The organism is Weizmannia sp. FSL W8-0401 (genome assembly GCF_038009125.1).
In the GTDB taxonomy this organism is placed as follows: domain Bacteria; phylum Bacillota; class Bacilli; order Bacillales; family Bacillaceae_C; genus Weizmannia; species Weizmannia coagulans.
The window spans coordinates 860838-877135 of the sequence record NZ_JBBPAG010000001.1; the positions used below are offsets into that span (position 1 = coordinate 860838).

The 16298-nt window shown below is 44.8% G+C and carries 14 protein-coding genes; all 14 read left to right on the top strand.

Annotated features, from left to right (window positions below; translation table 11 throughout):
* Positions 1-20: 20 nt before the first annotated feature.
* The 14 genes from pstB to NSU00_RS04015 all read left to right on the top strand — a co-directional run bounded on the left by pstB (position 21) and on the right by NSU00_RS04015 (position 16282).
* Entirely contained in the window at positions 21-806 is a 786-nt protein-coding gene (gene pstB, locus NSU00_RS03950) for a phosphate ABC transporter ATP-binding protein PstB (RefSeq protein WP_340702397.1), read from the top strand.
* A 305-nt stretch (positions 807-1111) separates the two neighbouring features.
* Complete coding sequence (locus tag NSU00_RS03955) at positions 1112-2059, top strand: glycosyltransferase family 2 protein (RefSeq protein ID WP_340702398.1); 948 nt, start codon at positions 1112-1114, stop codon at positions 2057-2059.
* Complete coding sequence (locus NSU00_RS03960) at positions 2047-3861, top strand: DUF6020 family protein (protein WP_340702399.1); 1815 nt, start codon at positions 2047-2049, stop codon at positions 3859-3861. The genes NSU00_RS03955 and NSU00_RS03960 overlap by 13 nt, the downstream gene beginning before the upstream one ends.
* On the top strand, positions 3854-4207 hold the full coding sequence (locus NSU00_RS03965) for an EamA family transporter (protein WP_133535962.1): 354 nt from the start codon (positions 3854-3856) through the stop codon (positions 4205-4207). The genes NSU00_RS03960 and NSU00_RS03965 overlap by 8 nt, the downstream gene beginning before the upstream one ends.
* The gene (locus tag NSU00_RS03970) at positions 4197-4526 is read left to right on the top strand and encodes an EamA family transporter (RefSeq protein ID WP_118499038.1); all 330 of its coding nucleotides are present in this window, start codon (positions 4197-4199) and stop codon (positions 4524-4526) included. Before NSU00_RS03965 ends, NSU00_RS03970 begins: the two co-directional genes overlap by 11 nt.
* A 117-nt stretch (positions 4527-4643) precedes the next feature.
* Entirely contained in the window at positions 4644-5288 is a 645-nt protein-coding gene (locus NSU00_RS03975) for an HD domain-containing protein (protein WP_237349038.1), read from the top strand.
* A gap of 86 nt (positions 5289-5374) precedes the next feature.
* The gene (locus NSU00_RS03980) at positions 5375-5620 is read left to right on the top strand and encodes a CsbA family protein (RefSeq protein ID WP_014095840.1); all 246 of its coding nucleotides are present in this window, start codon (positions 5375-5377) and stop codon (positions 5618-5620) included.
* A gap of 14 nt (positions 5621-5634) precedes the next feature.
* A complete protein-coding gene (locus NSU00_RS03985; RefSeq protein WP_225620972.1) occupies positions 5635-5880 on the top strand; it encodes a DUF2164 domain-containing protein in 246 nt (81 codons plus the stop codon).
* 182 nt (positions 5881-6062) lie between these two features.
* The gene (uvrB, locus tag NSU00_RS03990; RefSeq protein WP_179234288.1) at positions 6063-8063 is read left to right on the top strand and encodes an excinuclease ABC subunit UvrB; all 2001 of its coding nucleotides are present in this window, start codon (positions 6063-6065) and stop codon (positions 8061-8063) included.
* A complete protein-coding gene (uvrA, locus tag NSU00_RS03995; RefSeq protein ID WP_340703459.1) occupies positions 8050-10914 on the top strand; it encodes an excinuclease ABC subunit UvrA in 2865 nt (954 codons plus the stop codon). Before uvrB ends, uvrA begins: the two co-directional genes overlap by 14 nt.
* A 300-nt stretch (positions 10915-11214) precedes the next feature.
* Entirely contained in the window at positions 11215-11613 is a 399-nt protein-coding gene (gene tagD, locus NSU00_RS04000) for a glycerol-3-phosphate cytidylyltransferase (RefSeq protein ID WP_013858674.1), read from the top strand.
* Positions 11606-12796, top strand: a complete 1191-nt coding sequence (locus NSU00_RS04005) for a CDP-glycerol glycerophosphotransferase family protein (protein WP_328229197.1) — start codon at positions 11606-11608, stop codon at positions 12794-12796. The genes tagD and NSU00_RS04005 overlap by 8 nt, the downstream gene beginning before the upstream one ends.
* A gap of 262 nt (positions 12797-13058) precedes the next feature.
* Entirely contained in the window at positions 13059-14051 is a 993-nt protein-coding gene (locus NSU00_RS04010) for a glycosyltransferase family 2 protein (protein ID WP_061575689.1), read from the top strand.
* A 677-nt stretch (positions 14052-14728) separates the two neighbouring features.
* Positions 14729-16282 (top strand): hypothetical protein, encoded by a 1554-nt coding sequence (locus NSU00_RS04015; protein WP_340703460.1) that lies wholly within the window; start codon positions 14729-14731, stop codon positions 16280-16282.
* The last annotated feature ends 16 nt before the right edge of the window (positions 16283-16298 follow it).

Genomic DNA, 16298 nt, shown 5'->3' on the forward strand with positions numbered 1-16298 from the left:
TGGGAAAGGAGATATGCAAAATGGCAACAGTATTGGAAAAACGGGCAGACAACCAAACGGCTATCCGTGCCGAGCATGTAAATGTGTTTTATAAAAACTTCCAGGCCCTTTATGATATTAATCTGGCATTTCCGGAAAAGCATGTGACAGCACTGATCGGCCCGTCTGGATGCGGAAAATCCACGTTTTTGCGCACGTTGAACCGGATGAATGACAACATCCCCGGTTTCCGAATGGAAGGCCATATTACGATTGGAGGCGAAAATATTTATGCGCCGAAAACGGATGTTGTCCAATTAAGAAAAAATGCCGGCATGGTCTTCCAACGCCCGAATCCGTTTCCAATGTCCATTTACGATAATGTCGCGTACGGACCGCGCATCCACGGCATTAAAAACCGGCATGTGCTTGATGAAATCGTAGAAAAATGTTTGATTCAGGCTGCGCTGTGGGATGAGGTGAAAGACCGCCTTCATACGTCTGCCGCGGGGCTTTCCGGCGGGCAGCAGCAAAGGCTTGTGCTCGCAAGGGTGCTTGCTGTTGAACCGGGCATTATTTTAATGGACGAACCGGCATCGGCGCTTGATCCGGTATCGGCAGCCAAAATTGAGGAATTGATCCTCAAGTTGAAAGCGCAATACACCATCATCATCGTCACCCATAATATGCAGCAGGCGATGCGCGTGTCCGGACATACCGCTTTCTTTTTGAATGGCAGGGTGGTGGAATTCGCTGAAACAACCAAAATGTTTACGAATCCGGCATCGAAGCAGACAGAAGACTATATTTCAGGGCGGTTCGGCTAATCCTTTCCGCCGCTTAAAAGGTGAAGGAAAGCCACATTTCTCATTCAAGTTCAGCTGAGAGGGCAGCCGTGCTGCGGGCATTTCTGTTTTCTTGATCCTGAAATGCGCAAAAAAGCACGTTAATGAAACGTGTTCTTTTCGCGTGCCCGATGAGCGGAGGAACCATGGCAGCAAAGTGGGAAAAAATGTCTCGGGAAATCCGGGAAAATCCTGAAACACTCTTTCACTACAATTTCTCTTCGTGCTATAATAGTTCAGTACTGTATGGCGAATGATAAAATCAGTAATGATTTGGAGGAGCAGCAATGAAAACAGCCGTCTTGGTTCCTTGTTATAACGAAGAACTGACGATTGCAAAGGTGATCCGGGACTTTAAGAGAGAATTGCCTGATGCGGACATATATGTTTATGATAATAATTCAACGGATCGTACATATGAAATTGCCCGGGAAAACGGGGCCATTGTAAAAAAAGAACCGCGCCAGGGAAAAGGCAATGTCGTAAGAGCCATGTTCTTTGAAATTGATGCAGATTATTATGTAATGGTAGACGGGGATGATACGTATCCTGCTGAATTTGTACATCAATTGTTAGAGCCTTTAAAAACAGGCGAAGCCGATATGACCATTGGGGACAGGCTGTCAAACGGCACTTACGAAAAAGAAAATAAACGAGCTTTTCATAACCTGGGAAACAATTTGGTAAGAAACTTAATCAACAAACTTTACAAAAGCAATATCCAAGATATTATGACGGGATACCGTGCATTTAACCGCTTATTTGTACGTTCTTTTCCTGTGGTAAGCAAAGGTTTTGAAATTGAAACAGAGATGAGCATCCATTCGCTCGATAAGGGATTTAAAATCAAAGAAATTCCCATTGATTACCGCGACCGTCCGGAAGGGAGCGAGTCAAAACTCAACACTTTTTCTGACGGCGTGAAGGTCATCAAAACGATTTTTACGCTTTTTAAAGATTACAAACCGATGTTGTTTTTTTCGTTTTGGGCAGTCATTTTGCTTATTCTCGGGCTCGTAGTGGGCGTGCCGGTTATTGTGGAATTTTTTCACACCCATTACATTACAAAAGTACCGTCAGCGATACTGGCAGTCGGCCTTGTCCTGATGGCCATGCTTTCTTTTGCCAGTGCGCTCATTCTGGATACGGTTGTCAGCCACTCCCGTAAGCAATATGAAATGGAGCTTCACACCGTTTACGAAGAATTAAAAAGAGAAAAGGAATGGAGCAGGTAATGTTTGGACATCAAAAGACCATGCATGCGGTACTTAGTTTCGTGATTGGCATCCTAGCAGGGCTCGGTTTTCTGCTTTTTTCTTATTCCTTTAAAAGCGTGCCCGGCTGGTATCCGGTTTTTTTCGCGCTGGCCGGTAGCTTTCTGGCATACGGTGCCATTTTTTGGAATATTGGCTGGATGAAGCGCCCTTTGAAATGGGCTTCTTTTCTTTTTTCTCTTGTACTCTCGGTCATTGTCACATTTGCCTTAAAAGGGCCGCAGCAGCATCTGGCGCACCAGCCCTTTTTGATAAACTGCCTTATTTATCTTGCAACTGTTTTGTTTTTACTGTTTGCCATGCTGCTGGCGATCAAAATACTGTATGCTTTAACAGAGAGCCGGGCAGAAGGGGATGTTCCCAGGAGGCATATTCTTTATTTTTCAATCCTGCCTTTATTGATTTCCCTTCTGTACTTCTGGGCTTTTTATCCGGGCATTTTAATGGCTGATTCTGTCAATCAGTGGCAGCAGGCGCACTCCACTTTTTACAATGACTGGCACCCTGTTGTGATGACATGGATGATCAAGCTGGCGGCCCAAATATGGGATACGCCTGCCTCTTATGTGATTTTCCAGTTCGTTCTGGCAGCGCTGATTACCGGATATGTCTTTTATGCATTTGAAAAATTAAGGGTCAAAAAGCCGGTTTTATGGCTGGGATATGCGTTTTTCTGCTTTTTGCCGCTTATCCCGCTTTATTCTGTCGTGATTTGGAAAGATACGTTGTTCAGTTACTTTCTGCTGGCGTTTACGGTCATGCTGATCCAGATCATTGATTCGAACGGCAAATGGCTGCGGTCGTTCCCCCATTTGCTGTTTCTGTACTTTTCCGTTTGCGGTGTCATTTTTTACCGGCATAACGGCTGGCCGGTGCTGCTTGCAACGATTGTCATTTTTCTTTTTTCCCTGCGAAAACGGTATTTGTATATGTATGGCGTTTTCGCGCTTGCGGTCATCACGTTTCTGGTTGTGACAGGCCCGGTTTACAAGCATTATAAAGTGTTTCCGGCTGATGAAACGGAATCTTACTCCATTCCTTACCAGCAGATTGGAAGGATTTTGAAGGAAAACGGGCATATAACGCCTGCGCAAAGAGCCGTGATCAACCAGGTGATGCCAATTCCGGACTGGAAAAAATACTATCATCCGACAGATGTTGATATGATAAAGTTTAGGCCGCACTTTGACCGTGCGTATATTAAATCCCATAAAAAAGCCTTTTTCAGTACGTGGTTCGCGCTATGCCGGCAAAATCCTAAGCTTGCTTTGGAAGCTTTTTACGATCAGGAAAAGCTTTCATGGAAACTGTATATTCCCGACGAAGATTTGCGCCGCCCGATTTTCCGGAACAAGGATTTTGAGAAGTACCGTCCCGTTTATTTTATGACACAAAAGAATGTGCAAAAATATCATGTCCATTATAAATGGTTTTACTATAAAGATTATGGATCGGATCTGGCGAATAAGACGCTTTCGTCGTGGATTACGCAAATCAACCAGCGGTTTTCGCATGGGATTCTCCGTGTGCTTTTGATGCCTGCGTTCTATTTGTATCTCATCCTTTTGTTTTTGTTTACCACCATTTTAAAAGGAAACTGGCGGCTTGTAATCGCGGCGGTTCCGATGTTTTTAAATCTCGGTTCCATGTTCGCGGCGATTCCGGCCCAGGACATCCGCTACTTTTTTCCGAACTTTTTGCTGGCGGTGCCGTTTTTCTTCCTTGCCACATTAACAAGCAGAAAGCGTGATAGCCATGGGTAATTCTATTTTTCAATCGATCCGTAAAAATAAAACGGGCATTTTGCTGATTGTGCTTGCGGCATTTTCCACCTCTGTCGGACAGATGCTGTGGAAAATGTCCGGGCATTTTTTGGATGCATACTTTGTGACCGGCTTCTTTCTCTATTTTTGCGGCGCATTGCTGATGATAGTTGCGTTTCGTTTCGGGGATCTTTCTGTCCTTCACCCGCTTTTAAGTATGGGGTATATTTTTTCCCTTTTCCTGGGGAGCATTTTTTTGGGAGAACATATGACGCCTTTCAAAATCATCGGCACTTGCATCATTTTTGCAGGGGCAACGCTGATAGGGGGCGGGGATGCTGATTAAACTTGTACTTCTTCTATGCATGACGCTGTTAGGGTCATTGGGGGGCTTCTTTTTCAAAAAATGCACTTCCAGAGGATTGAAGCTGAGCGGATTTTTCATTGTGAATCTAGGTATTGGCGGTGTTTTCTATGTATTAGGAGCATTGCTGAATATTCAGTTGCTGAAGATGATGCCGTATACGATTGTGTATCCTTTAACCTCGATTACATATATTTGGACCTTGATCCTCTCTTCCCTTTTTTTGTCGGAAAAAATGAACAGGAGAAAATGGTTCGGGATTCTGCTCGTCATTATAGGGGCATTTTTCCTTACCATGTAGATTTTAAATCCAGTTGCTTGACGCTGGGTTTATTTTTTTCTAGAATAGTGGAAATATCAAAGAACCAGTCCCGATCCTATAGAGAAAAGAAAATCGGACAGCAAGGAGGGAAGTAGGATGGGGGTTCATCAATATTTTAAAAGTTTGTCTGACCTGGAAAAAATTTACCGCTGCCCGGGCAAGTTTAAATTCCAAGAACACTCGGTGGCAGCCCATTCTTTTAAAGTGGCAAAAATCGCCCAGTTTTTCGGCCATGTGGAAGAGAAAGCCGGCAATAAAGTGGACTGGCGCGCGCTCTACCAAAAGGCGCTGAATCATGATTATCCGGAACTGTTTACAGGCGACATCAAAACGCCGGTCAAATATTCTTCAAAAGAGCTGCATAAGTTGTTCAAACAGGTCGAGGAAGAAATGACGAAAAACTTTATCAACGGCGTATTTCCGGAAGAATACCGGGAAATTTATTTTGATTTGTTCAAAGAAGGCAAGGACGATACGCTGGAAGGAAAAATATTATCCGTTTCCGACAAAGTCGATCTTTTGTATGAATCTTTCGGGGAAATCCAAAAAGGCAATCCGGAGCCGCTGTTTCTGGAAATTTACGAGGAATCGCTGCGGACCATTTTGCGGTTTTCGGGGCTTGCATCTGTCCAATACTTTTTAACGTCCATTTTGCCTGATCTGCTCGCAGAACGATTTATCGAACGGAGCCAGTTGCGCGGCATTACAGATGAAATCATTGAAAATGAATTCAAAAGATAATTCATTTTCAATGATTTTTCTTGTATTTTCGGGTGGAATGTTAAAAAATAGGGATAGCAGAAGTAAGGGCTTGGAGTGGGGTGAGGATGATCGTTCAATTGGTGGTAGCCGCTGTTTTTCCATGCTTTCTCGTCATCTTTTTTTCGCGGGTTACGTTTAACCAAGTGATTGGGCTGATACTGACGGTTGCGCTCATTGTCGCTTCCGTTTATAAAGGCTATACGCGCACGTGGCCGGTATATATCGTGGATGCAGCTTCATTGACAATCGGGTTTTATTTTGCTAATACAATGATACGGAAGGCAAAGATGAAAAAAGGAATGAAAAAATGAAGGCGGAGGCGCCCATGACCGGATTCAAAATGGACCCTGCGGAAAAGCAGCGGGTTCTGCGGGAAATACAGCAATTTGTCTGGGAACAGACAGGTGAAGAAATCGGCGTGATTGCCGCACAGGCGTATTTTGACTTTTTTCAGGAAAAGCTTGCGGCACACTACTATAATAAGGGAATTGAGGATGCGAAGAAAATATGGGAAGGGCAAAATGCACGTCTTGAAGAAGAATGGTACGCCCTGGAAATCCCGGTGAAATAACGGCCATCCGTTCCTGAAAGCGGTAGGGAAAATCCTTACCGTTCTTTCTTATGGAAAGATAGAAAACTTGTTCGCTTTTTGTTGGAGACGGGGCAGGATTTATGTTAAAATAAAAAGACTGAAAGACGAAGAACGGCCTTTTAAGGTTGAAATAGATGATGCCGGTTTAAGGAGGCTCATGGATGGAACAGCATGCTTTTGAACTTGTTTCGAAATACAAGCCGGAGGGGGACCAGCCGGAAGCGATCCGCCAGCTTGTGGACGGCATCCGTGCAGGCAAAAAGATTCAGACATTGCTCGGGGCAACCGGAACGGGAAAAACGTTTACGGTTTCGAATGTGATTAAAGAAGTGAATAAGCCGACGCTTGTCATTGCCCACAACAAAACGCTGGCAGGGCAATTGTACAGCGAGTTTAAGGAATTTTTCCCGAACAATGCAGTAGAGTATTTCGTCAGTTATTACGATTATTACCAGCCGGAAGCGTACGTGCCGCAAACCGATACGTATATTGAAAAAGATGCAAGCATTAACGATGAAATTGACAAACTGCGGCACTCGGCAACGTCTGCCCTGTTTGAGCGCAATGATGTCATTATTATTGCGAGCGTCTCCTGCATTTACGGCTTAGGTTCGCCGGAAGAATACCGCGAGCTTGTCGTCTCGCTCCGGACCGGGATGGAAATCGAGCGGAACCAGTTGTTGCGGCGGCTTGTCGATATCCAGTATGCCCGCAATGATATTGACTTCCAGCGCGGGACGTTCCGTGTGCGCGGCGATGTCGTCGAAATTTTCCCGGCTTCGCGCGATGAACACTGCATCCGTGTCGAATTTTTCGGCGACGAAATTGACCGGATCCGGGAAGTCGACGCGCTGACCGGCGAGATTATCGGTGACCGCGACCATGTCGCGATTTTCCCGGCTTCCCACTTCGTTACGCGCAATGAGAAACTGCAGATTGCGATCCGGAATATTGAAGCGGAACTCGAAGAACGGCTGAAAGAGCTCCGCGATAACGGCAAACTGCTCGAAGCGCAACGGCTCGAACAGCGGACGCGCTATGATCTGGAAATGATGCGGGAAATGGGCTTTTGTTCCGGGATTGAAAACTATTCCCGCCATTTGGCGCTGCGCCCGCCCGGTTCGACGCCGTATACGCTTCTGGACTATTTCCCGAAAGATTTTCTGCTCGTCATTGACGAATCCCATGTTACGCTCCCGCAAATCAGGGGAATGTTTAATGGGGACCAGGCGCGCAAGCAGGTGCTCGTCGACCACGGGTTCCGGCTGCCGTCCGCGCTTGACAACCGGCCGCTCCGGTTTGAGGAATTTGAAAAACATATTTCGCAAATGATTTGCGTATCCGCTACGCCGGGGCCGTATGAACTCGAGCATACGCCGAAAATGGTGGAACAAATTATCCGCCCGACAGGCCTTTTGGATCCGGAAATTGAGGTGCGGCCGATCGAAGGGCAAATCGACGACCTGCTCGGGGAAATCCAGGACAGAATTGAGAAAAATGAGCGCGTGCTTGTCACGACACTGACAAAAAAAATGGCGGAAGATTTGACGGACTACTTGAAAGAAGTGGGCATTAAAGTCCAGTATCTCCACTCTGAAGTAAAAACGCTTGAACGGATTGAAATTATCCGCGACCTCCGTCTCGGCAAATATGATTGTATCGTCGGCATCAACCTGCTCCGGGAAGGGCTGGACATCCCGGAAGTGTCGCTTGTTGCCATTCTCGATGCCGATAAGGAAGGCTTCCTGCGTTCCGAACGCTCGCTGATCCAGACGATCGGCCGCGCCGCTCGGAATGCAAACGGCAAAGTGATCATGTACGCCGACAGAATCACGGATTCGATGGAAAAAGCGATCAGCGAAACGAAACGGCGCCGTGCCATCCAGGAAGCCTATAACAAAAAACATGGCATCACGCCGAAAACGATCCAGAAAGATATCCGCGATACGATCCACGCGACCTATGCGGCGGAAGATGCAGCGCCGTATGAAGCGGAAGAAACGAAAAAGCCGCTGACAAAAGAAGAGCGCATACGGATGATTGCAGAACTGGAAGAAAAGATGAAAGAAGCGGCAAAAGCGCTTGACTTCGAGCAGGCCGCCCGGTACCGTGATGCCCTTTTAGAACTGAAAGCAGGTGACGACCACAATGGTATTAGATAAAATTGAAGTAAAAGGGGCCCGCGTCCATAACTTAAAAAATATTGATGTAACCTTGCCGCGGGACCAGCTTGTTGTGCTGACGGGTTTGTCCGGGTCCGGGAAATCTTCGCTCGCATTCGATACGATTTATGCGGAAGGGCAGCGGCGCTATGTTGAATCGCTGTCCGCTTATGCTCGGCAATTTTTAGGGCAGATGGACAAGCCGGATGTGGATGCGATTGAAGGCCTTTCCCCGGCAATCTCCATCGACCAGAAGACAACGAGCCGCAATCCGCGTTCCACCGTCGGGACGGTGACGGAAATTTATGATTATTTGCGGCTTCTGTATGCCCGCATCGGCCACCCGATCTGCCCGAACCACGGCATTGAAATTGCATCGCAGACGGTCGAACAAATGGTGGACCGGATCATGGCATACCCAGAACGGACACGGCTCCAGGTGCTTGCCCCGGTGGTATCGGGGAAAAAAGGCCGGCATGTAAAACTGCTGGATGATATTAAGAAACAGGGTTTCGTCCGCGTCCGCATTGACGGGGAAATGCTCGACCTCGGCGAAGAAATTGAGCTGGACAAAAACAAAAAACATTCCATTGATATCGTTGTTGACCGCATTGTCATAAAAGACGGAATTGAGCCCCGCCTGGCTGATTCGCTTGAAACCGCGCTGAAATTGGCGGACGGGCGCGTGGTAATTGATGTGATCGGGGAAGAGGAACTGCTGTTCAGCGAGCATCTTGCTTGCCCGATCTGCGGCTTTTCCATCGATAAACTGGAACCGCGCATGTTTTCGTTCAACAGCCCGTTCGGCGCCTGCCCGGAATGTGACGGGCTAGGTGCAAAGCTTGAAGTGGATCCAAGCCTTGTCATTCCGGACGCCTCGCTTACGCTCAATGAAGGCGCGATCGCTCCGTGGGAACCGATCAGCTCACAATATTATCCGCAGCTCTTAAAAGCGGTGTGCGCGCATTTTGGCATTGACATGGACACGCCTGTCAAAGATTTGCCGAAGCATCAGATGGAGATTATTTTATACGGATCCGGCAACGAACGGATTTATTTCCATTATGAAAATGATTTCGGCCAGGTGCGTGACAATATGATCCAATTCGAAGGCGTACTGAACAATATTGAACGCCGTTACCGCGAAACCAGTTCCGACTTTACGCGCGAGCAGATGGAAAGATATATGGCCCAGCAGCCATGCCCGAAATGCAAAGGCTACCGCCTGAAACCGGAAAGCCTTGCTGTGAAAGTGGGCGGGAAACATATCAGTGAAGTGACGGATTACTCGATTGCGGAAGCCCGCTCCTTTTTTGCCCATCTCGAATTGACGGAAAAAGAGCAGGCGATCGCCCGGCTGATCCTGCGCGAAATCGAATCCCGGCTCGGTTTCCTCGTCAATGTCGGCCTCGATTATTTGACGCTGAGCCGTTCTGCCGGCACGCTCTCCGGCGGCGAAGCCCAGCGCATCCGGCTTGCGACGCAGATCGGATCGAGGCTTACAGGCGTTTTATACATTCTTGATGAACCGTCGATCGGCCTCCATCAGCGCGACAATGACCGTCTGATTGCAACGCTCAGGCAAATGGCCGATATCGGCAACACGCTTATTGTTGTCGAACACGACGAAGATACCATGCTTGCCGCAGACTACTTGATTGACATCGGCCCGGGAGCAGGCGTCCATGGCGGAAAGGTTGTTGCTGCCGGCACGCCGCGCGAGGTGATGAAAAATCCGGATTCACTCACCGGCCAGTATTTATCCGGAAAGAAATTTATCCCGCTCCCGCCTAAACGGCGGAAAGGGGACGGCCGTTTTGTTGAAATCAGGGGCGCGAAAGAAAATAATTTAAAAAACATCAATGTAAAATTCCCGCTCGGTCTGTTTATTGCCGTAACCGGCGTCTCCGGCTCCGGAAAGAGCACGCTTGTCAATGAAATTTTGCATAAGGCGCTTGCCCAAAAATTGCAGCGTGCAAAAGCAAAACCGGGCGCTTACAAAGAAATCAAGGGTATTGAACATCTCGACAAAGTCATTGACATCGACCAGTCCCCGATCGGCAGGACGCCGCGGTCCAACCCGGCGACCTATACCGGCGTGTTCGATGATATCCGCGACGTGTTTGCTTCCACGAACGAAGCAAAAATCCGCGGCTATAAAAAGGGGCGGTTCAGCTTTAACGTTAAGGGTGGCCGGTGTGAAGCCTGCCACGGCGACGGGATTATCAAAATTGAAATGCACTTTTTGCCGGATGTGTACGTACCGTGTGAAGTGTGCCACGGCAAACGGTACAACCGCGAAACGCTCGAAGTTCAATACAAAGGCAAAAATATTGCTGATGTACTCGATATGACGGTGGAAGATGCGATTTCCTTTTTCGAAAACATTCCGAAAATCAGGCGGAAACTGCAGACCATTGCGGATGTCGGCCTTGGTTACGTCAAGCTCGGTCAGCCGGCAACAACTCTGTCCGGCGGCGAAGCGCAGCGCGTGAAACTCGCATCTGAACTGCATCGGCGTTCGACTGGGCGTTCTTTCTATATTTTGGATGAACCGACAACCGGCCTTCACGTCCATGATATTGCCAAACTTCTCGATGTGCTGCAGCGGCTGGTGGAAAACGGCGATACGGTGCTTGTGATCGAGCATAACCTCGATGTCATCAAAACCGCCGACTATATCATTGACCTCGGCCCGGAAGGCGGGGACGGCGGCGGAACTGTTGTTGCCACCGGCACGCCGGAAAAAGTCGCGGAACATCCAACCTCCTACACCGGAAAATATTTGAAGCCGGTGTTGGAACGCGACCGGGAAAGAATGGAAAAAGAAGTAGAAAAACTGGCGCGCTGAGGCATGTTTACCGTTTTTTCGCCTCCTGCCCCGCCGGGTGAATAACAGAATGCGGGCTGTACGGAGTCTTTTGGCAATTTTTTCTATTAAACGGAAAACCGGCGTGCTAACTGTTGGCGTTCCTCCCCGCTTGAGGGAGGGCCACTTGTACATAGGGGAAAACCCGGCGCCCGCTTCTTGAAGAAGTATTTGAATTCTGCTTGAAATAGACATATAATGAGTAAAGATTAGGGAAAAATAATGAAAAGTGTCGCATTGTGCAGGAATGTTGCCTATTACATTTAGCAGGGAGAGAACTGTATGAAAAAAGTAATCACATACGGAACATTTGACCTTCTCCATTGGGGGCATATCAATTTACTGAAACGCGCAAGAGCATTAGGCGACTATTTAATCGTCGGCCTTTCATCGGATGAATTTAACGAAATCAAAAATAAAAAATCGTACCACAGCTATGAAAACCGGAAATTAATTCTGGAAGCGATCCGTTACGTTGACCAGGTCATTCCGGAACATTCTTGGGAACAAAAAATAGACGATATCAAAAAATACAATGTCGATGTTTTCGTCATGGGCGATGACTGGAAGGGCAAATTTGATTTCCTGAAGGATTATTGCGAAGTGGTTTACCTGCCGCGGACGGTCGGCATCTCTACGTCAAAAATTAAGAAGGACCTCTTTTCTGTGAAAAATGGTTAGGGAACTGTTCATTTCCTTATACTTACTGCTTTTTCGCGTACTTTTTACACTATGTAAAATTTTTCCTTTAAAAAGGAAAATCACATTTGTCGTCTCATTTGAGCAGAACAGTTTATATGTGTATGAGGAATTGAAAAAGCATCCCGTTTCTTTTCAGACAGTGTTCGTTTGTACTTCTTCCTGCTATCGCCGTGTTGCGGAAACCGTCCGGCAAGAGAAGGTATTTCTGTTTGAAATGAAAAATTTGCAGCATTTTATCCGCAGCCTATACAACATTGCGACATCGAAATTTGTGATTGTTGATAACTATTATGGTTTCCTGGCTGCCGCCCGGTTTAAAAAAGGGGTGGAATGCATCCAGCTCTGGCATGCAGCAGGGGCCGTTAAAACATTCGGCCTTGAAGACAAAACGATCCGCACGAGGGGCAAGCGTGCATTGAAGCGGTTTAAAAAAGTGTATGCCCATTTTGACCGGGTAGTGGTGGGGTCTGAAAAAATGAAGCATATTTTTATGAGGGCTTTCGGGCTTCCTCCTGAAAATTTTCTTTGCACAGGCATACCACGGACCGATCTTTTTTTTGACCAAAACAGGATCCGGGACATAAAGAAGAAGCTGTACAAACAGTATCCTGCCTTTCAAAAGAAAAAAGTGATCTTGTATGCCCCGACTTTCAGGGACCCGCATCCGGACCAGTTTGAAGTGCCGCTTGATTGGGGCCGGCTTTATGATGAACTGAAGGATGAGTATATTTTTGCGGTGAAATTTCATCCGGCTGTAAACAAAGGGGCAGGGCTGCTGCAGTATCCTGATTTTGTGGTGGACTGCCCCCATGATATGAACATCAACGAATTATTGCTGGTTACAGATTATTTGATCACGGATTATTCTTCTGTCCCTTTTGAGTTTTCCCTGTTAGGCCGCCCGATGATCTTTTATCCGTATGATCTGGAAAGCTATCAGGCTACACGGGGGTTGTGGGAACCGTATGACCGGCTTGTCCCCGGGCCGATTGCCTGTACGACGGCAGAAATTATTGATTTGATTAAAACTGGTTCTTTTGATACGGGAAGTATAGAAGCATTCTCAAGAACCTGGAATACATACTCTGCCGGCCACTCCAGCCGCGATCTGGTACAGTATTTGCGTGAACAGGACGAAAAAAAGGGAAGAATGTATGGGTGAGTTTGCGGGAGTATGAGAAGCGGGCGAATATGGCCGGAGCTCACCTGTTTGGGATATCTGTTTAAACTGGAATTCAGGCCGGGATGTGGCTGAGTTTATATTTTTTTACGTAGAGGGCAGGAATTTCCAGATAAAAGTATCTTTGATATTTTTAATATGGCTTTTGCATGTTTACTATTTTTCTCAATAGGCAACAGAGAGGCAATGTATCTTTCATATTATATAGTTGGAAATTTTGTCTTCACTAATAGGAGTGTAAAGTATGAGTAATAATTTGCCGATGCTAACAATTGTGGTTCCTTGTTATAACGAAGAGCTTGTACTTGAGAAAACAACACAAGAATTAACAAGAGTATTGGATAAATTAGTTGTAAAAAACAAAATAAGCAGTAAAAGTATGATTTTTTATGTTGATGATGGAAGCAAGGATAGCACTTGGGAGATTATTGAAAAATTGACGGATATAAATTCTTACGTACAAGGGTTAAAGTTAAGCCGAAATTTCGGCCACCAGGGAGCCTTAATAGCAGGATTAGAGACAGCGAGAGATTTTTCGGATTGTGTCATTTCCATCGATGCGGATTTGCAGGATGATGTGGATGCTATCGAAATGTTTATAGACAAGTTTAATGAAGGCTATGAAATTGTATATGGAGTAAGGGATAAAAGGGACACCGACACTTTTTTCAAAAGAAATACAGCCCTTTTTTATTACAAGTTGATGGGGAAATTAGGCGTAAACCTGGTTCCGAACCATGCAGATTACAGGCTTCTGAGCAAGAGAGCTTTGGATGAGTTTGTTAAGTATCAGGAAGAGAATATTTTTATCAGAGGTATCATACCACTTTTAGGGTTTAAGTCGGCAAAGGTTTACTATGATCGTAAAGAAAGATTTGCAGGAGAGTCAAAATATCCATTAAAAAAGATGCTGGCATTCGCATTTGACGGGATTACATCCTTCAGTATCGCACCTGTGCGTTTTGTCACGTTTCTCGGGTTTGTTCTTGTATTTGTTGGGATAGTGATTGCAATTTATACATTATGCGCAAAGATTTTTTCTTATACCATTAGCGGATGGACTTCTCTTATGCTATCTGTCTGGCTTGTTGGAGGTGTCCAACTGCTTGCGATCGGGATTATTGGGGAATATATTGGGAAAATATTCAAGGAAACAAAAAGACGTCCAAGATATACGATTGAAAAAAATACGTATAAAGAAAGGCAAGTAGGAACTTCATATCCGGTCCATCATTGAATTTATTTTTTTAATTTGCGCTTGTCCATTTTTATTCCTCCGCTGGTGCCGCGTTCGTTGCGGTATGGATTTCTAATGAATGATTTAAAAATATATGATGGCGTCCATGCTAAAAATACAGCGCTTAATTAGGGCTTGCTGAATAAGCAAAAGTCCTAGACTTGGTAAGGATACTGACAGCTTTGGCCGAACTTTAAATGCAAGGGTTTTATAAAAAATGCAGGAAAAACTTTGCACTCTAAAGCTGATTCAACATACAGAGAGGACAGAATAAAGCATTTTCGCAGATGCATTCTCCTATGATATTGAGGTAGAGCTTGCTGACAAATCAGATACAAGCCATAATCGGATTCGTTCAGCAAGCCCTAATTAGCCATGTTTCTGTGGAAATTTTATGCATGATAGAGACTTTGAAATACGTAGCGCTGTTTGTTTGCTTTTTGGTTATGCTGGTAATCAAGAAATTGCTGCCAAAAAAACAGATTATGTTTGAAAGCTTTCTGGGCGGTATAGGAATAGGAATCTATCAAGGTGCATCATTCGGGATGTTATAATCGTGCCGGGTCAACAGACTGATGCCTTTATTTCCCCCTTGAAAAGGGAACTTACATTTGTTACTCGTAAGTGCATGTTTATAAAAAAATAATTACCATGTTGCATGAAGGGGCTCGTACTTTATGAAAAGGGAGATTGCGTTTAAAAGAGAAAAATTCTCACTTTATATAGCAGTTTTTTTATTTTTATATGCTTTTGTGCTTATGTTGTTTTTTACTGAGTCTTCCCCTCTTTTTGCGATCAATGAATGGGTAGATGCCAACGCATTTTTTACGGTCGGGAAAGGGATGGCAAACGGGCTGGTGCCGTATCGTGATCTTTTTGAACAAAAAGGCCCTTTATTATACGCTCTGCATGCTATAGCTTACACCATTTCACCCAAAACTTTTTTAGGTGTATATTGTTTGGAAAGCGCCGCAATGTTTATCAATTTGATATTTATCCAAAAAATTTCAAATCTATATTTAAAACGGCTTCCATCTATGCTGGTTGCAGTAATTTTTCCGATTTTTTTCCTCAACTCTAACTCTTTTCGTTTTGGGGATAGCGCAGAAGAGTTTGCAACCCCATTTTTAATTATCTTTTTCTATCTTGTGCTAAATCATTTGAAAAAAGAATCGGATTTTACGTTTTCATGGTTGGTTTATTTAATCAACGGTTTCATGGCAGGGTGTGTTTTTTGGATAAAGTTTACCTTGTTAGGAGCCTGGATTGGCTTTTATTTTGCTTTGTTCATTATTTTTACCGTGCAAAAGAAATGGAAGGATGAAGTACGGGCTGTATTATTCACAATCACAGGGCTATTCCTATCTTGTGTCCCGTGGCTTTGCTATTTTGGGTTACATCACGCAATCTCAGATTTAATCAATGTTTATTTAAAATTCAACCTTTTTATGTATTCGTCTCAATTGTCTTTTATTGGAAAGTTAATTAACTGTGCAGTATTATTTGGGGAGTTTTTTAACCGAAATTGGGAAATGAAACTTATTATGATGATTGGAATTATTGACTTTTTGTTTACCCGCAAATTTTTTGTTAACAAAATGCAAAAATATTTGCTGACAAGCATGATTTCATTTCTTATTTTAGGGGTGTATATTGGCGGAAGGAGCTATCCTTATTATTATTTAATCATCGTTCCGATAATCATGTTTGGACTAATATCAATCGCCTATTATCTACAATCCACCTATGAAAAGTTTGATTATAATGTGTTGAATCATGTCAATTGGGATGTAGTATTTGTGACTGCTTTTTTGTCCCTGCTTCTGTGTTTTGGATATAATTCAAATATTAAAGAATCCAAGTTCTTTGTTCGTTTCCCACCGGCTCAGCAGACCTTTGCAAAAGTGATCAATCAAACAGCTAATCCAACTCTGCTTAATTACGGGGATTTGGACGGCGGCTTTTACTTGGCGGCAAACCTAGTTCCCAATGTAAAATATTTTGAAAAGCAGAATATAGACCCAAAAGTTTATCCGGAAAACATGCAAGCACAAAATCGTTATATTATGGAAAAAAAGGTGAAGTTTGTGGTCATAAGGAAATCGCGTTTGAATTTAAGGCCCCTCCATGTTCCATATTTGGAGCAAAACTACAGATTGATCAAAAAGCAATTCCAAATTGTAGAGGGCAAACCATATGATTATCTGCTTTATAAACAAAAAAGCAAATAATCCCCTTTTTTGAACG